This is a genomic window from Bifidobacterium callitrichos (assembly GCF_008698085.1).
Taxonomy (GTDB): Bacteria; Actinomycetota; Actinomycetes; order Actinomycetales; family Bifidobacteriaceae; genus Bifidobacterium; species Bifidobacterium callitrichos.
Window position 1 is genome coordinate 130,723 of record NZ_RZJP01000004.1, and the last position, 25,890, is coordinate 156,612.

Annotated in this window: 14 protein-coding genes and 3 pseudogenes; 13 read left to right on the forward strand and 4 right to left on the reverse strand. The window is 63.2% G+C overall.

The window, feature by feature from the left end; translation table 11 throughout:
- Positions 1-759 precede the first annotated feature (759 nt).
- The 8 genes and pseudogenes from metG (at position 760) to EMB92_RS09420 (ending at position 13,080) form a co-directional block, all read left to right on the forward strand.
- Positions 760-2,658: a methionine--tRNA ligase gene (gene metG, locus EMB92_RS09390; RefSeq protein WP_150394674.1), complete on the forward strand. Its 1,899-nt coding sequence runs from the start codon at positions 760-762 to the stop codon at positions 2,656-2,658.
- 441 nt (positions 2,659-3,099) lie between these two features.
- Positions 3,100-4,104: pseudogene (locus EMB92_RS11940) on the forward strand (ABC transporter transmembrane domain-containing protein); the annotation flags it as partial.
- A gap of 102 nt (positions 4,105-4,206) precedes the next feature.
- A pseudogene (locus EMB92_RS11945) lies at positions 4,207-5,022 on the forward strand (ABC transporter ATP-binding protein); the annotation flags it as partial.
- Positions 5,023-5,038: 16 nt separating this feature from the next.
- Positions 5,039-6,826: an ABC transporter ATP-binding protein gene (locus EMB92_RS09400; protein WP_150394675.1), complete on the forward strand. Its 1,788-nt coding sequence runs from the start codon at positions 5,039-5,041 to the stop codon at positions 6,824-6,826.
- 535 nt (positions 6,827-7,361) lie between these two features.
- On the forward strand, positions 7,362-9,593 hold the full coding sequence (locus EMB92_RS09405) for a glycoside hydrolase family 127 protein (RefSeq protein ID WP_150394676.1): 2,232 nt from the start codon (positions 7,362-7,364) through the stop codon (positions 9,591-9,593).
- A 33-nt stretch (positions 9,594-9,626) separates the two neighbouring features.
- Positions 9,627-10,475: a hypothetical protein gene (locus tag EMB92_RS09410; protein WP_150394677.1), complete on the forward strand. Its 849-nt coding sequence runs from the start codon at positions 9,627-9,629 to the stop codon at positions 10,473-10,475.
- 101 nt (positions 10,476-10,576) lie between these two features.
- On the forward strand, positions 10,577-11,896 hold the full coding sequence (locus EMB92_RS09415; protein ID WP_223847677.1) for an ATP-binding protein: 1,320 nt from the start codon (positions 10,577-10,579) through the stop codon (positions 11,894-11,896).
- 92 nt (positions 11,897-11,988) lie between these two features.
- On the forward strand, positions 11,989-13,080 hold the full coding sequence (locus EMB92_RS09420) for a LacI family DNA-binding transcriptional regulator (RefSeq protein ID WP_107044720.1): 1,092 nt from the start codon (positions 11,989-11,991) through the stop codon (positions 13,078-13,080).
- Here the strand turns inward: EMB92_RS09420 and EMB92_RS09425 are convergent.
- Positions 13,044-15,554 carry an alpha-L-rhamnosidase gene (locus tag EMB92_RS09425; RefSeq protein WP_150394678.1) on the reverse strand — a complete coding sequence of 837 codons (2,511 nt, stop codon included), beginning with the start codon at positions 15,552-15,554 and terminating at the stop codon, positions 13,044-13,046. The two genes, EMB92_RS09420 and EMB92_RS09425, sit on opposite strands and share 37 nt — an antisense overlap.
- A gap of 246 nt (positions 15,555-15,800) precedes the next feature.
- Between EMB92_RS09425 and EMB92_RS09430 the strand changes: the two genes are divergently transcribed.
- Positions 15,801-17,945 (forward strand): beta-galactosidase, encoded by a 2,145-nt coding sequence (locus tag EMB92_RS09430; RefSeq protein ID WP_150394679.1) that lies wholly within the window; start codon positions 15,801-15,803, stop codon positions 17,943-17,945.
- Positions 17,946-18,636: 691 nt separating this feature from the next.
- Here the strand turns inward: EMB92_RS09430 and EMB92_RS09435 are convergent.
- On the reverse strand, positions 18,637-18,981 hold the full coding sequence (locus tag EMB92_RS09435; RefSeq protein ID WP_150394680.1) for a hypothetical protein: 345 nt from the start codon (positions 18,979-18,981) through the stop codon (positions 18,637-18,639).
- A gap of 26 nt (positions 18,982-19,007) precedes the next feature.
- Between EMB92_RS09435 and EMB92_RS09440 the strand changes: the two genes are divergently transcribed.
- Positions 19,008-19,550 carry a hypothetical protein gene (locus EMB92_RS09440; RefSeq protein WP_150394681.1) on the forward strand — a complete coding sequence of 181 codons (543 nt, stop codon included), beginning with the start codon at positions 19,008-19,010 and terminating at the stop codon, positions 19,548-19,550.
- Positions 19,551-20,008: 458 nt separating this feature from the next.
- Here EMB92_RS09440 and EMB92_RS09445 read toward each other — a convergent pair.
- A pseudogene (locus EMB92_RS09445) lies at positions 20,009-21,005 on the reverse strand (Fic family protein).
- Positions 21,006-21,057: 52 nt separating this feature from the next.
- On the opposite strand from EMB92_RS09445, the gene EMB92_RS09450 reads away from it, so the two are divergent.
- From EMB92_RS09450 to EMB92_RS09460, 3 genes are all read left to right on the forward strand, one after another.
- Positions 21,058-21,636: an IS607 family transposase gene (locus EMB92_RS09450; RefSeq protein WP_150394682.1), complete on the forward strand. Its 579-nt coding sequence runs from the start codon at positions 21,058-21,060 to the stop codon at positions 21,634-21,636.
- Positions 21,629-22,930, forward strand: coding sequence for an IS607 family element RNA-guided endonuclease TnpB (tnpB, locus tag EMB92_RS09455; RefSeq protein ID WP_150394683.1), 1,302 nt, complete (start codon positions 21,629-21,631; stop codon positions 22,928-22,930). The genes EMB92_RS09450 and tnpB overlap by 8 nt, the downstream gene beginning before the upstream one ends.
- Before the next feature lie 522 nt (positions 22,931-23,452).
- Positions 23,453-24,343 (forward strand): DUF8612 domain-containing protein, encoded by an 891-nt coding sequence (locus EMB92_RS09460; protein ID WP_150394684.1) that lies wholly within the window; start codon positions 23,453-23,455, stop codon positions 24,341-24,343.
- A 98-nt stretch (positions 24,344-24,441) separates the two neighbouring features.
- Here EMB92_RS09460 and EMB92_RS09465 read toward each other — a convergent pair whose 3' ends face one another.
- A complete protein-coding gene (locus EMB92_RS09465) occupies positions 24,442-25,482 on the reverse strand; it encodes a LacI family DNA-binding transcriptional regulator (RefSeq protein ID WP_150394685.1) in 1,041 nt (346 codons plus the stop codon).
- Between the last annotated feature and the right edge of the window lie 408 nt (positions 25,483-25,890).

Genomic DNA, 25,890 nt, shown 5'->3' on the forward strand with positions numbered 1-25,890 from the left:
GTGTGGAATCGGCGCGTCGTGCGGGTTGTGGCAGGAACAGCCCTGGCATCAACACGGCGTCAGCCCAGTATCGACATGGCATCAACTCGGCATCAACTCGGCATCGACCGGCATCGACCGGCATCGACCCAGTATCGACGCGGGCGTCGCCAGACCCTGGGCATCGAGCCTCCTTCCCGCCGGCAATATGGCGGATGATGATACGGCGGATGGCAATGTGGTTGACGATGGAATCGGGCATTCAACACGCCGATCCAATTGCGCACTTACCGAGACAGCCCGACGGTCCCGTTTTGTCTATTACAATTGTAGTGGGATCGATGGGGATCCCAACCTAAGGAGAAAGATGTCAATGAAAAAGATTTTTCCCCAAAAAGGACGATGGTGATTGATGAATAAATGCTCCGTGCTGTCGATCGTGGGTTTGCTGTTTCTTACGATTGCCTTATATTTCACTGCCGTTGGTTCCATTCTGCTGATTATGTGGTGTCTTGTTGTGGCTTTCGTGTGTTCTTTGGTTTCGCTTGTGTTGTTTGCTATTTCTCTATACTGTTCGCGCCGAATCGGTAAGGCGTCTATCGGTCGGAAGATATCCTGTTATGCGATTCCCGTTTCGCTGATGGTTCTTGGATATGCCAGTGTGGTTGTTGTGCTGATGATTTTCCATTTTGCGTTTGCCGGGTGATCGTGGCCGTGGGGTGTGAGGATGCGGGACATGCTCCGTCGACACTTCCACAGCCGCGGTTAGTATCGAGCCTTATGAGTCATATTTTGGTCAATGTTGCATGGCCGTACGCGAACGGCCCCCGCCATATCGGTCACGTGGCCGGTTTCGGCGTCCCGTCCGATGTGTACGCGCGCTACGAACGCATGAAGGGCAACGACGTGCTGATGGTCTCCGGCACGGACGAGCACGGCACCCCGATCCTCGTCGAGGCGGAGAAGGAGGGCGTCACCGCGCAGGAGCTGGCGAACCGCTACAACCGAGTCATCGCCAAGGATCTGTGCGATCTCGGCCTGAGCTACGACCTGTTCACCCGCACCACCACGGGCAACCACGAGCACGTCGTCCAGGAGCTGTTCAAGCAGTGCCTGAAGAACGGCTACATCTACAAGGGCACGCAGAAGGTCGCGATCTCCCCGTCGACCGGCCGCACCCTGCCCGACCGCTACATCGAGGGCGAATGCCCGATCTGCCACACCGAGGGCGCGCGCGGCGACCAGTGCGACGCCTGCGGCAACGAGCTCGACCCGGACGAGCTGATCAACCCCGTCTCCAAGATCAACGGCGAGACCCCGCGCTTCGAGGAGACCGAGCACTTCTTCCTCGACCTGCCGGCGCTCGCCGAGGCGAACCTCGCATGGCTCAACACCCGCGAGGGCTGGCGCACCAACGTCATCAACTTCTCCAAGGGCCTGTTCAAGGAAGTCAAGCCTCGCGCCATCACGCGTGACATCGACTGGGGCATCCCGGTTCCGGTGGCCGGCTGGATCGACAACCCGAACAAGAAGCTGTACGTGTGGTTCGACGCCGTGATCGGCTACCTGTCGGCCTCGATCGAATGGGCCCGCCGCAAGGGCGACCCGGAGGCGTGGCGCGCATGGTGGAACGACCCGAAGACCCCGGGCTACTACTTCATGGGCAAGGACAACATCACCTTCCACTCCCAGATCTGGCCCTCCGAGATGCTGGCCTACAACGGCCAGGGTTCCAAGGGCGGCGAGACCGGCGAACTCGGCCCGCTGAACCTGCCCGAGCAGGTCGTCGCCTCCGAGTTCATGACGATGGAGGGCAAGAAGTTCTCCTCCTCGCGCGGCATCGTCATCTACGTCAAGGACATCCTCTCGCGCTACCCGGTGGACGCGGTGCGCTACTACATCTCCATCGCCGGCCCGGAGAGCTCCGACTCCGACTTCACGTGGGCCGAGTTCGTGCGCCACAACAACGAGGAGCTCGCCTCCTCCTGGGGCAACCTGGTCAATCGCGTCGCCAACCTCATCGCCAAGAACTTCGGCGAGATCCCGGCGCTCGACGAGGATTCGATGACCGACGAGGACCGCGCGCTCCTGACGGAGACCCGCGGCGCGTTCGACTCGGTCGGCGGATTCATCGAGAACCATCACCAGAAGGGCGCGCTCATCGAGGCGATGCGCGTCGTCGGCGACATCAACAAGTACATCTCCGCCGAGGAGCCGTGGAAGATCAAGGACGACGACAAGCGTCTGGCCACCGTGCTGCACGTGGCCGCGCAGGCCGTCTCCGACGCGAACCACCTGCTCGCCCCGTTCCTGCCCCACTCCGCGCAGAAGGTGTGGGAGGCCCTGGGCGGCAAGGGCACGTTCTCGCCGCTGCCGCGCCTCGAGGAGGTCGAGGACCTCGACAAGCCGGGCTTCCACTACCCGATCATCACCGGCGACTACGTGATGGGCGAGACCGTCCATCCGTGGGAGAGCGAGCCGATCGAGGTCGGAGCGCCCGTCGCCAAGCCGACGCCGATCTTCGCGAAGATCCCGAAGGAGGCCGTGGAGGAGGAGCTGGCGCGCTTCGACGAGGCGCTCGCCGCCCGCCGCGCCGCTGAGGCCGAGCGTCTCGCGGCGGCCAAGGCCAAGCTCGCGGATGCCGAAGGCAAGGCTGAGGACAAGTCCGAGAACAAGTAGTTACAAACCTGTCACACAGTGTTGAGAGTTCTTTCAGGAACGCGCATCGTTCCTCTAAGAAACGGGCGGTTAACTAAAGACTGTCGGCGGATGAAGTTGAACCGCAGGCGAGGTTCTTCCGGACCCCATAACTGAACCCTTCTTCTCTCTTCTCTCTCACCCGGCGGCTTCTCACCGCCGGGTTTCTTTTTGCCAACACGCGGAGGTTCGCGGATTGCGAACGGGTGGGGGTTGTCTAGACTGGTATGCGTTTGCGAAACGCGACGCGTTCGACGCCGTGCGCCGGCCAGGAAGCCGGAGGCGGGCGTCGGCCGGTGGTGAAGGAGAGGCCGGTCACACGCGTGTGGTCGTGAATCGTGGCGGCAACGAATGCCGCGCGCGGCGAAGGAGAGCGCCGTGCCAACCACAGGCAAACAATCCGAAGAAACGGTGACTTCCCCCATGTACGTCGATCCGGGAACCAACCAACAAGCCGGCAACATCCGCTGGATCCTGCCCTACTGCAAACCCGATCTTCCGCGCGTCGTCGGCGCGCTCCTCCTGTTCATCGCGAACAACGCGATGGCCCTGACCATCCCGATCATCTCCGGTCTGATCGTCGACCGCGTCATCGTCGGCGGCCACACCGACGAACTGCTCAAGTTCTGCGCACTGATGATCGCGATGACCGTCATCCGCGTCGGCGCGCGCTACGGCTACCAGATGTGGATGGAGCGATTCGGCCAGAACTCCGTGTACCGCCTCGTCTCCGACGAGTACGAGAAGCTGCACGAACTCGACTTCACCTACTTCAACCACACGCGCACCGGCGACATCATGAGCCGTCTGACCTCCGACACCGACGCGATCCGTCACTTCCTGAGCTGGGTGAGCTACCAGATCGCCGACTGCGTGGTCATGTTCATCGGCGCCCTGTGCGTGATGGTCGCGATCGACTGGCGACTCGCGCTCGCGCTCGCCTGCGTCACCCCGTTCATCTTCATTCTCACGCGCGGCCTGTCGACGCACGCGCACCCGCTGTTCTTCGCGATCCGCAACTCGCTGGCATCGCTCAACTCGATGGTCGAGGAGAACATCGAAGGCAACCGCGTGGTCAAGGCGTTCGTCCGCGAACCCTACGAGACGCAGCGATTCGACGAGCACAACGACGACTACATGCAGCGCAACATGGCGCTCGCCTACAACTCGCGCCGGTACATGCCATGGCTCGACGGCCTCGGCTTCTCGCTGCAGCTCATCACGCTCGGCTTCGGCGGCTTCCTTGTCATCAAGGGGTACATGACGCTCGGCAACCTCGTGAGCTTCAACTCGTTCCTGTGGATGATCGACGGCCCGGTGCGCGCCTCCGGATGGCTCATCAACGACTGGCAGCGATTCAACGCCAGCTGCATCAAGATCAGGAAGCTCCTGACCGAGAAGTCGCGCATCGTGGAGAAGGCCGACGCCGAACAGGTGGTCGCCGGCAGGACGGCGGCTGCGGCCTCGGCCGCGTCCGCGGCGTCCGCGTCGGGCAAGACCGCCGCATCGCCCGCAACAACGGCCCCAACCCTGCACATCACCGGCGACATCCGCTTCGACCACGTCTCCTTCTCCTTCCCCGACGACCCGAACACGCCGATCCTCACCGACCTCGACTTCCACGTGCCCGCCGGCACGAAGCTCGGCATCCTCGGCGAGACCGGCGCGGGTAAGTCCACGCTCGTCAGCCTCATCTCGCGCTTCTACGACCCGACCTCGGGCCGCGTGCTCATCGACGGTGTCGACGCGCGCGACTGGCCGCTGGCCACGCTGCGCTCGCAGGTGTGCATCGTCGCGCAGGACACGTTCCTGTTCTCCGACACGATCAGGGGCAACATCGGCTTCGGTGCCAATCGCCTCGACACCGACGGCTACGGACGTCCGCGCACCGGCTCAGGCGACGGCGCCGACGACGAGTTCATCCGTCGCATGGCGCAGATCGCCGGCGCCGACGGCTTCATCCGCTCGCTGCCCGACGGCTACGGCACGATCGTGGGCGAGCGCGGCGTCGGCCTGTCCGGCGGCCAGAAGCAGCGCCTGAGTCTCGCGCGTGCGCTGGCCGACGACCCGTCGATCCTCATCATGGACGACACGACCTCGGCCGTCGACATGGAGACCGAGGCCGAGATCCAGCGTCATCTGCGCGAGATGGACGGCGACAAGACAATCGTCACCATCGCGCATCGCATCTCGTCGGTGAAGGATTCCGACCTGATTCTCGTGCTCGAGCGCGGGCGGATCGTCGAGCGCGGCACGCATGCCGAGCTCGTGGCCGCGCACGGGCGCTACTGGAGCATCTACTCGAAGCAGCTCGGCGCCCAGTCCGGCGCCGCGCAGGGATTCTAAGAGGACTTGACTTACCATGGCACAACGTAATACGTTCCGCGAGGACGAGGAACTCGAGGAGACCATCAACCTGCGCGACATCGCGCGCGTGGGCGTTTATCTCAAACCGTATCTGCCGCGTGTGGTGCGCATTCTGGCGGTCGTCATCTCGATGAGCTGCATCGTCGTGAGCGTGCCGTACCTGACCAAGATCATGATCGACGAGGCGATCCCGAACAAGGATCTGACCAAGCTGGGGCTGCTGGCCGGCGCGCTGGCGTGTCTGATCGTCGTCTACGAGCTGGCGCTGCGCTATCGTACGGTGGCGATCACGCGGGTCGGTCAGCTGATGCTCAAGGACATGCGCCGCGACCTGTTCACGCACATCCAGACGCTGCCGTTCAGCTACTTCGACTCGCGTCCGCACGGCAAGATCCTGATCCGCGTGGTCAACTACGTGAACACCCTGTCGGACACGCTCTCGTCGGGTCTGATCAGCGTGTTCGCCGACGTGTTCACGTTCTTCGTCACGCTGATCGTGATGTTCGTGATCGACTGGCAGCTGGCGCTGTGGAGTCTCATTCTCTTCCCGCTGCTGATCCTGTGGGTGCGCGTGCTGCAGCATTTCCAGCGCAAGGCGTATCAGAAGCTGTCGAATAAGCAGAGCAACTTGAACGCGTTCATCCACGAGTCGATCGCCGGCGTCAAGACCACGCAGACGTTCGCGCGCGAGAAGACCCAGTTCATGACGTTCCAGCAGCAGCAGGACGACGTGCGTACCGCGTGGATGGCGGCCAAGCACATCGAGTTCCTCATGTGGCCGGGCGTGCAGACGATCTCCGTGATGACGATCTCGTTCATCTACTTCGTCGGTATCACGGGCTTCGGCGGCGTGGACGTGACCACCGGCATGCTGATCGCGTTCGTCGGCTACGCGAACAACTTCTGGAACCCGGTCATCAACATCGGCAACTTCTACAACCAGCTGGTCACCTGCTCGGCGTACCTCGAGCGCATCTTCGAGACGCTCGACGTGGTCCCCGAGATCGAGGACAGGCCGGGCGCGCGCGATCTGCCGCAGATCGCCGGCCGCGTCGACTTCAACGACGTCGTCTTCCGCTACGAGGAGGGCGGGCGCAACATCCTCAATCTGGTCGACTTCCACGTCGAGCCGGGGCGCACGATCGCGCTCGTCGGTCCGACCGGCGCCGGCAAGACCACGATCGTGAGCCTGCTGTCGCGCTTCTACGACGTGTCCGAGGGGTCGGTCGAGATCGACGGCCACGACGTGCGCGACGTGACGCTCGCCTCGCTGCGCCGCCAGATGGGCGTGATGCTGCAGGATACGTTCATCTTCTCCGGCAACGTGCGCGAGAACATCCGCTACGGACGGCTCGACGCGACGGACGAGCAGATCGAGGCGGCGGCCCGCGCCGTGCACGCGCACGAGTTCATCATGGAGCTGCCCGACGGCTACGACACGGTGGTCGAGGAGCGCGGTTCGACGCTGTCCGCCGGCCAGAGGCAGCTCATCGCGTTCGCGCGCGTGCTGCTCGCCGATCCTCGCATCCTGATCCTCGACGAGGCGACCTCGAACATCGACACGCGTACCGAGGAGGCGCTGCAGGCGGGTCTGCGGCACCTGCTCAAGGGGCGCACGTCGTTCATCATCGCTCACCGTCTGTCGACGATCGAGAACGCGGACGAGATCTTCTACATCGACCACGGTCGGATCGTCGAGCACGGTTCGCACGCCGAGCTGCTGGCCGCGCGCGGCGCGTACTGGCGCCTCTACGAGTCGCAGTATGCGGCGATCCGCGCGTAGGGTGCGCGGGATCCGGGGGATCCGAGGGACTCAGCGTCGATTTCGTGTGTATTTGCGTTGAGTCCCGCGGATTCGTGGGACTCAACGCGATTTCCCGCGATTTGTTCACTGAGTCCCTTGGATTCTCTTGATTTCACTCAACGTCGTCTGCTGCCACTACTCAGAAACGGCGGAATTCCAACGTTTTCTTGATCGGCATTCAGTCGTTGGCGATGGAGGTGGGATTGGTCGTGGGACTCAGCGTTGATTTCGTGCGTAATCGCGTTGAGTCCCACGGATTCAAGGGATTCAGCGTGACTTCCCGCGATTTGCGCGTTGAGTCCCACTGGATCCCACCGAGTCCCGCGACAGGCGCCGTTGTTTCACGTTCCGCGTGTCATGGATAAAAGTAGGTTAACGTTAAACATAAATGATGTGAGCGGTAACAGACCGCATCCGCCTACTGCGATCCTGTGGCGCCGCGCCGTGGGGGTCGCTGGTCGGCGCGATCCCCACGCACATGCGATTTTCACGGATGTCAAAGGAGCATACGAACATGACCGATTCCGCAACGACGCCCGAAGCCGCGCGCCACAGCACGCCGCTCAAGCTCAGGGACGTGACCGTCACCGACGCGTTCTGGCACACCGAGCAGGAGCTCGTGCGCACGGCGGTGCTGCCGTTCCAGTGGAACGCCCTGAACGACAACGTGCCGGGCGCGGCCCCCAGCTACTGCATGCACAACTTCAAGGCCGCCGCCGCGCAGAATGCGCGCAAGAACACGGAAGGCAAGCAGTTCGTGCCGCCGGCCTACTCCTACCGCGGTTTCGAGTCCAAGCCGGAGGATCCGGCCCACCCCGATCCGGACAAGTTCTACGGATTCGTGTTCCAGGACACCGACTTCTCCAAGTGGGTGGAGGCGGTAGGCTACAGCCTCGCGCATCACCCGGACGCCGAACTCGAGGCCACCGCCGACAAGGCGATCGACATCGTGTGCGCCGCCCAGCTCGACAACGGCTACCTCGACACCTACTACATCCTCAACGGCATGGACCGCGCGTTCCACAACCTGCGCTGGCACCATGAGCTGTACTGCCTCGGCCACCTCATCGAAGGCGCGATCGCCTACTACGAGGGCACCGGCAAGGACAAGCTGCTCAAGGCCGCCGAGCGTTTCGCCGACTACACCGCCGAATACTTCGGCCCGAACGAGGGCCAGTGCAAGGGATACCCGGGCCACGAGATCGCCGAGATGGCGCTCGCCCGCCTCGCCGGAGTCACCGGCGATCGCAAGTACCTGGACCTCGCGAAGTTCTTCATCGACGAGCGCGGCACCGAACCCAACTACTTCCGCTACGAGGGCGAGCGCGACAAGAAGGACGGCAGCGCCGACACCGACTGGCGGTTCGACTATCCGTACGCGCAGGCCCACGAGCCGGTGCGCGAGCAGACCGAGGCGGTCGGCCACGCGGTGCGCGCCGGATACCTGTACTCCGGCATGGCGGCCGTCGCGCGCATGACCGACGACCCGACGCTCGCCAAGGCGTGCGAGAACCTGTGGCGCAACATCGTCGACAAGAAGCTGTACGTGACCGGCGGCATCGGCGGCACGCGCGAGGGCGAGGCGTTCTCCTACAACTACGACCTGCCGAACGACTCCGCCTATTCCGAGTCCTGCGCGGCGATCTCGCTCGCGTTCTTCGCCCGCCGCATGCTCGAACTCGACCCGAAGGCCGAGTACGCGGACGTGATGGAGCTCGCCCTGTACAACACCACGCTCGCGGGCATGGCCCTCGACGGCAAGAGCTTCTTCTACGTGAACCCGCTGGAGGTCAATCCGTACGCCTGCCACAAGGATCGCAGGCTCGACCACGTCAAGCCGGTGCGCCAGAAGTGGTTCGGCTGCGCCTGCTGCCCGCCGAACATCGCCCGCATCGTCGAATCGGTGCAGGAGTACGCGTACACGGTCTCCGACGACGCGTCCACGCTGTACACGCACCTGTACATGGGCGGTGAGGCGAAGGCCGCGCTCGGCGGCGTGCCGGTGCGTCTGAGCGTCGACGCCGACCTGCCGTGGCACGGCGACGGCTCGGTGGTCGTGCACCTCGGCGAGGACTCGGACGGCGTGTCCGGCCGATTCACGCTCGCCTTCCGTCTGCCCGGCTGGGCCGGCGCGCAGGGAGCGGCGGCCGCCGCGATCTCGGCGACCGGCGAATCGCCCGAAGCCGACGGATCGCCCCGCATCACGCGCGACGTGCGCGACGGCTACCTATACCTCACCGGCGAATGGCGTGATGGCGACATCGTCTCCTTCGACTTCCCGATGCCGGTGCGCATGCTCAAGGCCAACCCGCTCGTGCGCGAGGACGTGGGCAAGGTCGCGTTCACGCGCGGCCCGATCACGTTCTGCGCCGAGGAGCGCGACAACGGCGCGAACCTGCACCTGCTGCATGCCGACGTGGCTAGGATCCTCGCCGATCCTGGCTCCATCAAGGTCGAGGACTTCGATTTCCATGCCGGCGCCAAGGGCATCGACGATCAGGGCCAGGGCGAGGTCGATCAGGTGACCCGTCACATGGTCAGGCTCGAAGTGCCCGCGTGGCGCGAGGTCGTGCCCGCGTCCGTCGCCGACGCTCCGGCGGGCGATTCCGCGGACGCGCCCGCGTTCTCCCCGCTGTACGCGCAGTACGCGCCGGCCGAACGCGAGTCCGTCACCGCGACCCTCATCCCGTACTTCGCATGGGCCAACCGCGGCGAAAACGAGATGACCGTCTTCCTGCACGACTGATCGCCCGACCCTATTCCGACTAGACTGACCCGTATGACCGATGATCAGCAGAGTCAGACGAACGGCGGCGGAGCGCTGAACGACGAGCAGCAAAGCTCGATCGCGGCGCTCGCCGCCGAGAACACCTATGTGAAGCAGTCGAAGTGGAAGACGTTGCGCGAACTGCCGGCCGCCGACAAGTGGCCGTTCTTCGTGCAGCATTTCCTCGTCGGCACGATCGCGGTGGTGGTGACGATCGCATTCGTCGTCTCGCTGGCGGTCACGTGGCTCACCAGGCCGCCGCAGACGGAACTGTCTGTCGCCGGCATCGGCATGGGGGAGTACTCCGCCCAGCTGGACGAGCTCAAGACCGGATTCGTCAAGGCGGAAAAGATCGACGACGACCGTCTGATCGACATCGACGGGTCGTTCACGATCGCGATGCCGGGCGGTTCGGGCACCGCCTCTCCGACCGGCTCGTCGAACGGTTCGACCAACTCGTACACGGACGACTCCGCGAAGCTCATGACGATGGTCTCCGCCGGCGACGTCAACATGATCGTCGCCGACAAGGCCACGTTCGCCGAACTCGTGCATCGCGGGCTGATCGGCAAGGTCTCCGACGTCGAGAAGGGCGATGCCGCGCTCGGCAAGCTCGCCGCCGCCGGCGCGCTGGTTGACAAGAAGGGCGAGCCGATCGCGGGTACGTCCTCTTCGGATGACGCCGCCGCGGCCGGCAAGGCGTACGGTCTTGCCTTGTCCAAGTCCGCCACATGGTCCGGAGCTGGTGTCGCAGGCGGCAAGGGCTTGCCCGACGACGCCGTCATCGGCTTCGCCAACGTGGTCGACGCCACCCACGCCTCCCGCGCCCGCGACTTCGTCACCTACCTCCGCTTCGAGTGACGCAGGAAACGGGGTTGACTTGCACATTTCTTGTACGTAATATGTGTTCTACTTGCACATTTTCTGTATGAGTTATGGGGTGAGGTATGGAACGTACGGCTATGGAACAACTCGACGCATGGAAGTCGTCCCGTAACCGTAAGCCGCTTCTCATCCGTGGCGCGAGGCAGACCGGCAAGACATGGCTTTCGGAGGAATTCGGACGTACTCGGTATTCTTCGGTCGCCCGGATCGACCTGATGAACAACGAACGTGCACGGGGATTCTTCGAGGGTGATCTGGATGTGCGCAGAATCCTGCGAAACATCAGCCTTGAAACCGGAGTCCCCGTCACTCCGGACACGTTGGTCCTGCTCGATGAGATTCAGGAATGCCCCAGGGCGTTGACCTCATTGAAGTATTTCTGCGAAGACGCCAGAGAATATCATGTCATCGCAACCGGGTCATACATGGGTATCGCGCGGCACAGGGATTCGTCATATCCGGTCGGCAAAGTGGACACGATCACCCTGCGTCCCATGGATTTTCTGGAATATCTCCGGGCCATTGGACAGGGGATGACGGCCGATGCTATTCGGGACGGCACCGAAGACGGCGGAATCGCGCAGTTGGATTCCGTGTTCCGGGACCGCCTATGCGCATGGCTCAAAGAGTACATGGTGGTGGGCGGCATGCCGGCTGTGGTCTCTGATTTTGCGGAGCATCACGATTTCGCCGAAGCCCGAAGACTGCAGCGGGAAATCCTCGACGATTATGACAGCGACTTCTCCAAACATGCTCCGCTGCGTATGCTGGAACGGATCCGCATGGTCTGGGCTTCTCTGCCATCGCAGCTCGCCAAGGAAAACAGGAAATTCATCTACGGCGCCCTTCGATCCGGCGCCCGTGCGCGGGATTTTGAAGAGAGCATCCAGTGGCTTCGCGACTATGGGGCCATTGCCAAGGTCTCGGCGGTGAAGGCCATTCGCACTCCGTTGGCCTCCTATGAGGATCCATCGGCATTCAAGCTGTTCGCCGTGGATTGCGGCCTTCTGGGTGCTTTGGCGCGGCTTAATCCCGCTGCGATACTCGAGGGAGACGCCCTGTTCACGGAGTTCAAGGGTGCCTTCACCGAACAGTATGTGTGTCAGCAACTGATTGCGCAGCACTTGACCCCGTATTATTGGGCATCGTCGACAGGGCGCGCGGAAGTTGACTTCGCGGTCGATCATCCCGACACGGTGTTGCCCATCGAAGTCAAGGCCCAGGAGAACCTTCAGGCGAAAAGCCTGCGTGTGGCGGCCAATCATTTCGGGCTGGATAGGGCGGTGCGCACCAGTCTGGCCGGTTATCGCGACGAAGGATGGCTGCTCAATCTCCCGCTGTGGGCGATCGGACAACTATCGAACACCGACATGCGTCGGTCGATGACGCAAGATTGATCACAGATGCCGGTACGAGTGGCGGGAATAGGCAGACAGGCGACAGGTGGGAAGAACCGGGATAGGGGCTGCGCATGAGCAACAAGGGAAGGATCACTGGCGGCAGGACGACGCTGCGGGACGTGGCGGCGGCGGCCGGCGTCTCCCCGATGACCGCGTCGAACGCACTGCACGGCAAGCCCGGCGTCAGGGAATCGACCCGGACCAGGGTGCTCGCCACCGCCGAAAGACTCGGCTATCGCATCAATCTGACGGCGAGCATGCTCAAATCGGGGCGCAGCAACATCATCCACATCATCGTCAACGCGTTCGACGCGCCGTTCTACTCGAAATTCGTGCAGTCGCTGACCGTCGCGACCGCCGAACGAGGTCTCACGCCGTTCGTCGAGCAGACGCACTATTCGCCGGCTGAGGGGCAGCGGGCGCTCGCCTCCAACCCGTTCTCCGGGCAGCTGTTCGACGGGGAGATCATCAACGCGGCAGGCCTGGACGCGCCCGGGCTCGAATCGACGGGACTCGGTGCAGGCGCATCGCATCACGGTCGTCCGATCGTGCTCATCGAGGGCTGCGAGGAGACGCCCAGCGTCGACTCGGTGAACTTCCCCAACGAGGATGGGGCGCGCGCCGCCATACGCCATTTGATCGATCGCGGATGCCGTCGCATCGCCATCGCCGTGGGATGCGGGTACCTGTCCCGCGCGGATCTGACGCATGCCGAGGATCCGCAGCAGCTGCGACTGCGCGGAGCCGGCGCCGCGCTGCTCGACGCCGGACTGCCATGCGACGAGACGACCGTGTTCACTGCGTACAACGCCGCGACCGGCATCGAGGCGGGCCACGCCATTGCCGATGCGTCCGATTCGTCCGACTCATCTCAGGCGTTCGACGGCGTGTTCGCGGCCACCGATTATGCGGCGTTCGGCGTGCTGCGCGGTCTCGCCGATCGCGGGGTGCGCGTGCCTGACGACGTGAAGGTCATCGGCTTCGACGGCGTCACGGCCGGCACGTACTGCGTGCCGACCCTGAGTACGATTCAGGTCGATTTCGACCAGCTCTCCCGGTTCGCCCTCGACATGATCGCCCGACGCATCGAGGAACGCGGCGATTCGTCCACGCCCGCCGCGCCCCCGGAACGCGTCACCGTGGGCTACACGCTCGTCGCCCGCGAATCCACGGAGGTGTAGAGCGAGAAGCGATGCTCGCCGGCCTCCAGTGTGGTTCCGGCGGTGACGGCCTCATGCGTATCCTCGTCGACGATGTCGTCATCAAGCTCGTCATCAAGCTCGCCAAGGCCGAGATCGAGGATCGCGTGTACGCCCTCCGGCACGGTCACGACGAGACGGCAGGAATCATCGTCGCCTGCCGTCCACGACACCGCGATCGTACCGCCGGACGGCACCGCATGCGAGGCCGCCCCGGAACGGATCCCGTGACGAATCGCTTCGGCGATGAGTGGAGCCACGCGCACCGTGCGCCAGCCGGGTTCCGTGATCTCGAGTCCGCCGATCGCCGTGTGCATCCAATCGGCCACGGCACCCAGCGCGTAATGGTTGAACGAGGTCATGTCCCCCGGATTCACCTCGCCGTTCGGCAGCATCGAATCCCACCGCTCCCACGTGGTTGTCGCGCCCATGCGTACCTGATACAGCCATGAGGGGCAGCGGTCGGACAGGAACAGCGAGAACGCCTCGCGGGCGTGGCCGGTCGCGCACAGCGCGCCCAGCACGTACGGGGTGCCGGCGAACCCGGTGCCCACCACGTACCCGCGCTCGCGCACCAGTTCGACGAGCCTGTCTCCTGCGATCTCGCGCAGGCGATCGCGGTCCGTGGCATCGTCCTCGAGCAGATCCAACGCAATCAGCAGCGCGTACGCGCACTGCGTGTCCGAGGTCATGCGGCCATCCGGCAGCACGAACCGCCTGCGGAATCCGTCGCGTATATGCGCGGCCAGCTGCTCGTAGTGCGCCGCGACCTGCGGATCGCCGACCACGTCAAGTATCCGCGCGACCAGCTTCGCCGAATTCGCGGCGAACGCGGTCGCCACGAGGTTCTTCTCGGTCATCGCGCGAGCGGCGTCGTCCGGCGGGGCCGTCGGGTCGAGCCAGTCGCCGAGCTGACCGCACCACACCTCCGGTCTGCGATCCCACACACCATCGTCGGACAGCAGTCCCGCGACCTCGTCCATCCAGCGACGGGCGAGCGGCAGGTGACGACGCAGTATGGACGCGTCGCCGGTCGCCATGTACAGCGCCCACGGCACCATCACGACCACATCGCCCCACAAGGCGACCGCCGCCGGCTTGCCCCAGCCGGGCGAGGGGTACGGCACGTAGTAGGGCACCGTGCCCCACTTGTCGGTTTCGATCGCGACATCGTCGAGCCAGCTGTCGAGGAAGCCGGTCACGTCGTACAGGTATGCGGCGGTCGGCGCGAACACGGCGATGTCGCCGGTCCAGCCGAAACGCTCGTCGCGCTGCGGGCAGTCCGTCGGAATGGAGACGAAGTTCGACAGCATCGACCAGCGGATGTTCTCGTGCAGGCGATTCACGCGATCGAGCGAGCAGGAGAAGTCGCCGAGCGGGCGTCGTGCGGAGCTGTAGACGCGCGTGAACAGATCGTCGGCGGTGAGCGGGCGATCCTCGGGCCAGCCGCTGATGCACGCATAGCGGAACCCGTGCATCGTGAACCGAGGCTCCCACCAGCTCTGCGTGGTGGGATCAGGGCCGTTTGATCCCTCGCGACCGGACGCGATGTAGTGATCGCGCTGCACCGCGCGACGCAACGGACGCGTCGCCGGAGTGCCGTCCGGATTGAGCACTTCGACATGCTGGATCGTGATCTCGGCGCCTGCAGGCAGCCCCTCCGGGATGCGCAGGACCACGCGCTGGGTGCAGTTCTGGCCGAAATCCACCAGCCAGCGGCCGTCGGCAAGACGGGTGATCGCGCTGCCTGCGGGCAGATGGCGCTCGCCGATCTCTCGCACCGCGGTCGACTCGTCCGCCGGGTAGAGCACGGACGGATCGAACTCCAGCTCCTCGACCGGCTGCCAGCGTGCGGAGTCGGTGCCGGGGCCGACGGCGCTGAGCGGCAGTCCGAATCCCGGCAGGGCCTCGCGCGCATCGTAGGTCTCGCCCTCGTACAGTCCGCTTGCGAGGATCGGGCCGTTCGTCGTGCGCCACAGACCGTCCTCGGCATTGCTTGCGATGACGGTCGTGCCGCCGTCCGCGTCGACGATCTCCAGCTGGGCGATCAGGCCGAGCCGGTCGCCGTAGCAGTCGCGCTCGCCGCCGCCGAAGCCGATACGGCCGCGATACCAGCCGTCGCCGAGCCAGAAGGCCATCGCGTTGCGGCCGTCCGCGATGAGATCGGTCACGTCGTACGTCCAGTACGGCAGGCGCTTGCCGTAGACCGTCCATCCGGGCGTGAGCACGTCGCGGCCGACCCTGTGGCCGTTGATCTCGCATTCGACCAGACCCCACGCGCTCAGCGTGAGATGCGCCGAGGCAATCGTGGGGTGTGAGTGGAGTGGGTGGTCGAACTCGCGCAGGAATACCGGCGGCCGGCGCATGTCCGGCGCGCGGTCGAACGGCGTGGAGTCCGGCCCTGCGATCATGCGCGCCTGCGACGGCGCGTGCGGGGCGATCGGTCCATCTGTCATGAGGTTCCCTTTCCGCTTCGGCCGTCAGTGGCCGTTGCAGAGACCTAGGTGTATGTAACGGTACATATTGTACTGCGCAATCGGCAAAAGAGACAGTGAAGAAATGTCGTGTTGCATATTGTTGTGACTGTAATTACGATATGTATCGATACATATAATAATGCTGTTCGTATATATATCAATGACTGGGATCCATGGATGGTCGGGACCCGTGGCGAACGGCGATGGAACGAAAGCGAGAGACATATGTCCGAGAACGCGTCAGCGTCCGCCACATCCATCGATCGCATCCTGTTCGGATGCGCCTACTACGACGAATACATGCCCTACGACCGTCTCGACAGGGACATCGAGATGATGAAGGCCGCGCACATCAACGTCGTGCGCATCGCCGAATCGACCTGGTCCACCGAGGAACCGCAGCCGGGCGAATTCGACTTCCACCACGTCGACCGCGTGCTCGACGCCGCCGAGCGCGCCGACATCAAGGTGATCATCGGCACGCCCACCTACGCCGTGCCTTCGTGGCTCGTCCGCCTCGACCCCACCGTGCTCGCCGACACCCCGAACGGCCACCGCGGCTACGGTCCGCGCCAGATCATGGACATCTCCAACGCCACGTACCGATACTACGGCGAGCGCATCATCCGCCGGCTCGTCGCCCACGTCGCCGATCGCCCGAACGTCATCGGCTATCAGGTCGACAACGAAACCAAGTACTACGACGTCGTCTCGCCGAACGTGCGCCAGATGTTCGTGCGTCACGTGCGCGAGCTGTTCGACGGCGATCTCGACGCGCTCAACCGCGCGTGGGGACTCGACTACTGGTCGAACCGCATCGACGCGTGGGAGGACTTCCCCGACCCGACCAACTCGATCAACGGGTCGATGCGCGGCGAGTTCGACGCGTTCCGCCGTGGGCTCGTCAGCGAATACCTCGCCTGGCAGGCGTCGATCGTACGCGAGTACGCGCGCAGCGACCAATTCGTCACCCAGAACTTCGACTTCGGCTGGAAGGGCGGATCGTACGGCGTGCAGCCGGCCGTCGACCACTTCGAGGCGGCCCGCGCGCTCGACATCGCCGGCGCGGACGTGTACTTCCCGACGCAGGACGAGCTCGACGGGCGGCGCATCGCGTTCGCCGGCGACCTGACCCGCGGACTCAAGGGCGGACGCAACTATCTGACGCTCGAAACCGAGGCGCAGGGCAACATGGGCTGGCTGCCGTACCCCGGCCAGCTGCGATTGCAGGCGTACGGCAACCTCGCCTCAGGCTCCGATTCGGTCATGTACTGGCATTGGCATTCGATCCACAACTCGTGGGAGACGTACTGGAAGGGCATCCTCTCGCACGATTTCGAGCCCGGTCGCACGTATCGCGACGTCATGGCGATCGGCGCCGAACTCGAGGCGCACGGCGATCGGCTGCTGCACTTAAGGAAGCGCAATCGTGCGGCCGTGATCGTGAGCAATCGGTCGCTCACCGCGCTCGAGCAGTTCTCGCTGGAAGGCGGATTCCGCCGCGGCGGGTCCCAGACCGATTACAACGACGTGGTGCGATGGATGTACGACGCGCTCTACGAGCTCAACATCGAATGCGACGTGATCGACGGCGACCGGCTGGGGGAAAGCGGCGTCACCTCCAGCGGACGGGCGCTGAACGAATACGACCTCGTGCTGGTCCCGGCCATGTACTGCGCGTCCGATGCCGCGCTGGAGGCGCTGCGCGCGTACGTCGCCGGCGGCGGTCATCTGGTCGCCTCGTTCAAGTCGTTCTTCGCCGACCCGCAGATGAAGGTGCGGTGTGATCGCCAGCCGCACGCCATGACCGACATGTTCGGCATGTGGTACAACGAATTCACTCCGCCGCACAACGTGGGCCTCGACTTCGCGCAGGCGCCAGCCTCTTACGTCGACGATGAAGCCCACGATGAAGCCCACGCTGAAGCCCAAGTGTTCATGGAACTGCTCATGCCCGCGTCCGCGGACGCGTCCGCGGACACCGAGATCCTCGCACGCTACCATCACCCCGCATGGGGCGATTACGCCGCGATCACGCGCCACATGTTCGGCGGCAACGACGGCTGGGCGGAATACATCGGCACGATGACCTCGCCCGAGGTCATGCGCGGCCTCATCGCCGACGCGGCCGACGCTGCCGGACTGACCGGCGCCGACGACTGGCCGCGCACGCTCGCCGGCACGGTTGACGTGCGCCGCGGCGTCAACCGCGCCGGCGAACGCATCGACTACTTCCTCAACTACTCCGCCGATCCGGTGACGTTCACCCTGCCCGTATCCGGCGAGGATGTGCTCTCCGGCGACGCCCGTTCCGCCGGATCGCAGGTCACTCTGGCTCCCTGGGATCTCCTCATCCTCGCCGAGTCATGAAGATGAGGTCGACCTCTAGCATCTCGCGCCGTTAATTCGTTTGTCCCACTCTCGGCTCCCTCCTTGTCGGGGGAGCTGGCGATGGCGAAGCCGAGTCTAGATACTCGGTTGCACCGCCGCAGACCGACTCGATTGCGTTGCCTGGCTGTGCGCCTTAGCCGTGTCGCTCGGCTGCGTTGCCCGGCCGTGTTGCTCGGCTGTGTGCCACTCAACGCAATTTTCGGCGATTTTGGCGTTGAGTGGCACGACGATGCGTCATCACCGCCTTGCCGTCTTTTTGACATGTTGTCAAAAGGGCCATTTTCCAACGATTCTGCGATAGTCGATATTGCAAGGGCTGTCCCTGCCGACGATGTGTCTGCCACTCAACGCGAAAAATCACCAAAAACGCGTTGAGTGGCGCGGTTTTCTGCCACTCGGCGAACATCAAACGATTGACATGCGCTGAGTGGCAGACCCGTCACGCTGCCATCACCGATCCGCCCCGATCACCGTATCGGATCCTACGGGATCGGATGTTTTTCGCAACCTCGCAACCCCCAATAACGTTGGATCCTACGGGATCGAACGTAATGGAACGAGAAATGGGGGTTCTCGTAGTGGATCCTATAGGATCGGACGCAATGTGCCTAGACCGGGGCTAGACACTCAGGCCTGATTTGTTTAGCGAGCGGATAGTTGACGGAGGGCACTAGCCGATGGCGATGCGGAAGGTGATCGGGGCGTCGCCCGGGACGGCAGGCGCGTGGACCTCGAGCGCGTGCTCGTCACGCGTCCACTCCAAGCCCTCGCCATCGCCCTCGCCATCGGTCGGCCCACCCAGCAGATCGATGCGTCTGATGAAGCCGTGGAAGTCCGCGTTGTGTGCGGCATCGCCCTTCCTGAGCCGTTCGAACCGGTACACGCCGTCGTCCGACGGGCGCATGACGATGGCGTACAGGTTGCCGCCGTTGACCGTGTAGCGTACGCCGTTGGGGAAGCCTGTTGCTACGTAGGAGCGGCGTGGAGTTGTGGTGCGTCGCCGTTTGCGGGACAATGGAGATACACAGGGAAGTGGGGGCGATGATGCGTGATTCAGGACAGGTTCCATTCGATATGACGCCGGTCGAGGAGCCGGATCTCGCCCGATACCATATCGGCGGATTGACCAAGCCGGCCGAGTGCTCGGAGGATCTGGCGCTGCCGGAGCAATCACGCACCGACGAGCAGGCGCTGCGCGATGATATCGCCCGATTGCGGACCCGCCTGAATGAAGCCGTTCAGGCCGAGCAGGCAGCGAGCCAGACCGAGGAGGTCGATCGGTCCGTCGAACAGCAGAACGTCGAGGAGGAAGAAGAAGAGGACTCCACAGGTCAGGCCGGCATCCTCAGCAGGATGGGCTATATGAAAATAGAGGCTTCCTTGTTGTTGGATGGCGATTCATTGCATCCGGCTCCGAACACCCCGGCAAGGGCCCGGTTGCAGGCTGCATACGACAAAGCCGTAGCGGCGGGCAAGACCGGCGAGCGGGATGTGGTGCTCATCGAGGAGCTTGAGAACGCCTATGTCGCGTATTTCGGCGATCGTTATCCGGGCAAGCAGCCGACGCTACGGAAATGGGATTGAGTCCTCCGTCTCGGCAGTCCGCGGGGGACTCAGCGCGGTCAAGGCCGATTCCGGCGTTGAGTCCCGCGAATCTGTGGGACTCAACACGATTTCCCACGTTTTTCGCGTTGAGTCCCGTGACCACACCCGCCCGCACCGGTACCGGACCGGAAACGACCCGTCAAGACCGCCGCAAAACGGCGGAATTCCAATGATTTCTATTCTGCGATCGGCGGGCGGTCACGGGGTGGGCGTTCAAGTCCGCGGGACTCAGCGACGAAATCGCCTGTAATCGCGTTGAGTCCCGCGAATCTGTGGGATTCAACGCGAATCCCCACGTTTTTCACGCTGAGTCCCCCGCGAGTCAGGCGGACAAGGCGAACAGGAGGCGCAACAGGGACGGGCAGCTTAAGGAACTCTTGCGTTGGTATGCGCCGTCGTCCGACGGGTACATGACGACGACGTACGGATGCTGCCGCTCAGCGGATGCGGACGTAACGCGTGGCGCGTCCGGAACCGATCTTGCGGATGGTGCCGTCGTTCTGCAACGTCTTGAGTGCGCGTTCGATGGTGGTCAGGCTGATGTCCGGCAGCTTGGCGTGGACGTCGGCCTTGGATATCGGCACAAGTGTGTCGTCGAACAGGGAGGCGATGCGCTGCGCTTTGGTCGCCCGTTCGCGGGTCGTCGAATTCCCTGTACGCGGTGAGGATCATGCCGAGCAGGTAGTTCGTGAACGGCTCGTAGTCGTTCTCTCCCTCGTTCCATCCGACGGTGCTCGCCGCCAAGGCGTCGTAGTAGGTGTCCTTGCTGCCTTCGATGAGATGTTCGATGCTCACGTATTTGCCCACCTGGTAGTCGTTGCGGTAGAGCAGCAGCAGTGTCAGCAGTCGACTCATGCGCCCGTTGCCGTCGTTGAACGGGTGGATGCAGGTGAAGTCGAGTGTGAACATGGCGATGGTGAGCAGAGGATCGGTATGCCCATCCTGAATCGCCTCCGCGTATGCGTTGCAGATGCGCCCCACCAGTTCCGGCGTGGCCAGTGCCGATGGCGGGGCGAAACGTACGCGCCGATTGCCATCGGTGTCCCGCTCGATGATGACGTTGTCGCTGTCCTTGAAGCGTCCGCCGAAGGTCAGCGGCGTGTGGCGGAACAGATCCCGATGAAGTTGGAGTATGACGTTGGGCGTGGGCGGGATGTAATCGTGGCTTTCGTGGATGATGGCGAGCACGTCGCGATATCCGGCGATCTCCTCTTCGGCGCGATTGCGCGGGGTGACCTTTTCGGCGACCAATGCGTTGAGTCGTTTGTCGCTGGTCGCGATGCCCTCGATGCGATTCGAGGCGTCGGTGCTTTGGATGCGCGCGATGTTCGTCAGCGTGGTGAGCACGTCCGGCCGGATGCCGGTTCTGGTGTTCTGCCGTCCTCGTTCCTCGTGGATGGCGGTGAGCAGGCTCGTCGTGCGTGGGGTTGTCAGTTGTTATGGTTTTTACTTGCTTTGCTCTGTTTTACCGTGATATGTTTTGTTCATGCGCGCGAAGGAGTGGGCGGCCCGTGAGGGTTTGAACGAGCAGACGGTGTGGAAGTGGTGCCGTGAGAACCGCATGCCCGTTCCGTTCGAGCGTTCGGGTAGCGTGTGGCTCATCCATGACCCGAAATACGAGAAGACCGACATCTCCGCTGGCTCTCGCGTCGTCTGCTATGCGCGGGTGTCATCGTCCGACCAGAAGTCCGATCTGCAACGACAGGCGGATCGGTTGAAGTCGTTCGCGATCGGCATGGGCGCGACCGACATCCAGGTGGTCATGGAGACCGGTTCGGGCATGAACGACAAACGGCGCAGACTCAACCGCATTCTCGCCGATCCGACCGTGGGTACGATCGTCGTGGAGCATCGGGACCGGTTGGCGCGCATGAACGCGGGACTCGTTGAATCCGCGCTGAAGGCACAGGGGCGTCGGCTCGTTGTCGTGGACGACTCGGAGCTGGATGATGATCTGGTGCGTGACATGACTGAGGTGCTGACCTCGTTCTGCGCACGCCTATACGGTCGGCGCGCTGCGAAGAACAAGGCACGGGCCGCGTTGAAGGCGGCGCAGGATGCTTGAGGCGGTCAAGGTGGCGCTTGACCCGACGCCCGCGCAGGAGCGTCTGCTGTTGTCGCACGCGGGGGCGGCCCGTTTCGCGTACAACGCGGGATTGGCGCACGTCAAGGAAATGCTGGAGGCCAGGGAGAAGCCGGAGTGGTCGCTGTACGCGCTGCGCCGCTGGTGGAACGTGAACAAGGACATGCTGGCCGTGGGCTCGGACGGGACTCCGTGGTGGCGGGAGAACAGCAAGGAGGCGTACAACAGCGGGCTGGAGGCGTTGGCGGCTGCGTTGTCGAACTGGTCGAAAAGCCGTGAGGGGCAACGCAGGGGCCGCAGAATGGGTTTCCCGAAGTTCAAATCGAAGGGCAGGACGACGCCGAGATTCGCGTACACGACCGGGAGTTTCGGGCTGATCGACCGTGACTCGAAGGCGTTGAGACTGCCGCGTATCGGCCGCGTGCACTGCATGGAGAACATCGCCGAACGCGTCGGCGGTGCGAGGGTGCTGCGCATGACCGTGAGCCGCCGTGCGGGACGCTGGTACGCGGCGTTGACCGTCGAACGCGAATACAGGACGCCGGCACGTCCGCCGAAAGGCGGCGCGGTGGGCGTCGATCTGGGCGTGAAATCCTTGGCGACGCTCTCGGACGGCACCACGATCGCCAACCCGCACACGCTCAAGGCCAATGAACGCCGTCTTAAGCGGGCGCAACGCTCGCTGAGCCGCAGACAACCCGGCTCGCATCGGCGCGCCCACGCGCGGGAACGAGTCGTCCGACTGCACGCGCGTGTCGCCAATCAGCGCCGCGACACGTTGAACAAGCTGACCACATGGCTCGCCGACACGTACTCGGACATCGGCATCGAGGATCTGAACGTGGCGGGCATGGTCAGAAACCATCGGCTCGCCAAAGCCATCGAGGACGCGTCGTTCGCGGAACTGCGCCGCCAGCTCGAATACAAGACCATGCGCACCGGCGCGCGTCTGCATGTCATCGACCGTTGGCATCCAAGCTCGAAACTGTGCTCGAACTGCGGGAGCGTGAAAACCAAACTCTCCTTGGGCGAGCGCACCTACCATTGCGGGACCTGCGGTCTCGTGATCGACCGCGACCTGAACGCGGCCATCAACATCCAAGTCGCCGGGAGTGCCCCGGAGACCCTAAACGCGCATGGAGGGGACGGAAGACGGAACGACGCATCACGTCGTGCAACGCAGACCCCGGTGAAGTGCGAACCAAGCAGCCACGCAAGCGGCGTGAGACTTGGAGCGGACGATCGCAAGACCGTCCTGCAAACCAAAACAAACTAGTTTGCAACGGTGAGCAGCCCGCCCGCCGAGGCGATGTAATCGAAGTCCCGCATGCGGCGCCTTCCTTCTGCATCATCGGCTTTATCTGCATCATGTTTTCTGCATCATATGATACCAAAATGATGCAGAAAACAGGGGGGCGAAAATCGAGAAGGACAAGACTGATCCCGTCCGTATCCCGCTAGGGAAGGTCAACTTCTTGCGGGAATCGGACGCTGACCGTGCGCTGGGCGTCTGATCCCTGATAATAGAGGGCGATTTCTGGCGAGAAACGGACCCTAACAACGCGAATCGCGTCCGATGCCCGCGAGGAGTTCGGTTGCTCTATCGGCTAACGGATGCCGGGATGCCGGAGCGTGCGACTTACCGCGGGCGATGCAGAACTCCGATGGTCATGGTGCCAAGTGTGGTTCGAAGAGGTCTCTCCGCACGCTGACCGTTGATTTTGTGAGTATCGAGGTCTTCGTAACTGTTGATTTTGTGATTTTAGACTAGACTGTAACCGTTGAGTTCCTTTGGGCGATGGGTGAGGAGCCATTGTCCCGTGCGATCGCGGATTCGTATGCGCGGCTGCGGCCGCTGCCGGATTCCCTGCATCGCAAGGCGATGCGTTTGTTCAGGGAATACATGCTTGTTGGAGGCATGCCCCAGGCGGTCGAGACGTATATCCGTACTCGTGACTTTCACCGAGTGGATGAAGTCAAACGGGACATTCTGAAGCTATATCGCGACGATATCGTCAAGCATGCCGGTTCGGCCCGACGTCGTGTCACGCTGTTGTTTGACGGGCTGGTTTCGCAGCTGTCGCAGCATGAGAAGAAATACCGTGTGTCGTCGTTGGAGCCTAACGCGCGGATGCGTGAATACGATGAGGCGTTCTTCTGGCTTGCCGATGCGTGTGTCGTCAATGATTGCGTCAACTCGACTGATCCGACTGTAGGCTTGAGCGCCTATGCGGATCGGGCGATGATCAAATGCTACATGGCGGATACCGGGCTGCTGGTCACTCAGGCGCTCGCCGATTCGAACGTCACCGAGGATGACATCTATCGGGATGTCCTGTTGGGGAAAATCTCCATCAACGAGGGAATGCTGACCGAGAACGTCGTGGCGCAGCTCCTTCATTCCAGTGGACATGGCCTGTACTTCTATTCTCGCAATGACCGTGATGACGCCTCGAGGACCATGGAAATCGACTTCCTGATCGTTTCCCGTTACCCGAATGCGGCGATGAAGCCGCGCGTCAGTCCGATTGAGGTCAAATCGAGCAACCGATACCGTACGTCGTCCCTTGACAAGTTCAAGGAACGGTTTTCCGGGCGTGTGGGGCTGGAGTACGTGCTCCACCCAAAGCCATTGGAAGTCAGAGGTGACAGGCGCTATCTGCCGTTGTATATGGCGGGATTGCTGTGACGACATTCCCGATAACGTTCGTCGATGACAGGACGGGGTCGTCGTCCTGTCACCGACTTCGGGCGATGCTCTGAGCAGCGGACGCCGGAGCGTGCGACTTACCGTGTGGATTCGCGTTCGATGAGGGTGAATCCGACGGTCGTGGTCGAGGGGCGCCAGTCGCCATCGGGATTCTCGATCTGGCGCAGCAGCTGCGAGACGGCGATCTGCGCGAGCTGGTCGAGATCGACCGAGATCGTGCTCAGGGTCGGTACCGAGTACTCGCCGGTGCGGATGCCGTCGAATCCGATGACGCGTGCGTCGTCGGGCACGCGCACGCCGCGATCGGCGAATCCGCGAATAAGGCCAAGCGCCAGTGAGTCGTTCATGCACATGTATCCGTCGAAATCGGCGTGCTCATCGGCCAGTTTGTGCGCGATGGCGACTCCTCGTAGCTCGTCCATGCCGGCGATTCTGATGACATGCTCCGGATCGTAGGGGAGCCCGTTGTCGACGAGGGCCGAACGTGCGCCGCGCAGTCGCAGCGGATCGTTGGAGGCGTGATCCTTCATCAGCTCCTCCACCTCCATGTACGGGCAGGTGGTGACGATGCCGATGTTGCGGCATCCACGATCGATGAGATGCTGCACGCCGGCTCTGGATCCCATCTCGTTCGGCCAGTTGACGGCGCTGACGGTAGGGTTGTGCAGACAGTCGTCGAGCAGCACGGTGGGGTTGCCGGATTTGACGATCTCCGGTTCCGTGATGCCGGAGGCGTGGGCGATGGTGCCGTCGAACATGCTGCCGGAGAAGTACGGGCTGCGCATGGCCTCGGCGGCGGATTCGGCGGAGTATCCGGTCTTCTGCAGGAACGGGGTGAGTCCGTTTCGTATCACCTCGGTGGACAGCGAGTCGATGAGCTGCGAGTAGAACGGCAGCCGGTACTCGTTGACCATGATGCGGATGATGCCGCTGCGGCCTGATTTGAGCGAGCTGGCCTGCACGTTGACGCGGTAGTTGAGTTTCTCGGCGACGGCGAGCACTTTGGACCGCGTGGATGCCTTGACTCCGGGCATGTCGCGCAGCGCCTTCGACACGGTCATCGGTGTGACGCCGACCTCCTCGGCGATGTCCTTGAGCGTCGGTGCTTTTGCGTTCATGATCCTGTGTGCTTCCTTCTTCACTTACGTGGCGGATGATGCGGCCGTGCATAGTCCGATGTCGTCTATGGCTGTCCCGCCGCGGTGGTGGTTGAGCTGCCTCTACCTAGTTGACTCAACCATACCTTTGCATTGGGATAACGATAACTATAGTTTATCGGTAACCGTGTGGCAAGAAACGCCGGTTCGCCACGCCGATGAAGAAAGATGAGGGCGCTAAAAACGTTGGAACATCAGGGATGGTAGCGTAATCTCAGAATCCGGTTTGACAGCTGGGATTCTTTGATGCTATAACTTTTGACTGTGGAGAAAAGTTAACGATAATCATCCGGTTCGCGCCACGAAGATGTGCGATCGAAGCGGTCTTGCAAAGGACCGCTGACGGCGATGGCGAGACGTGGACCGGAT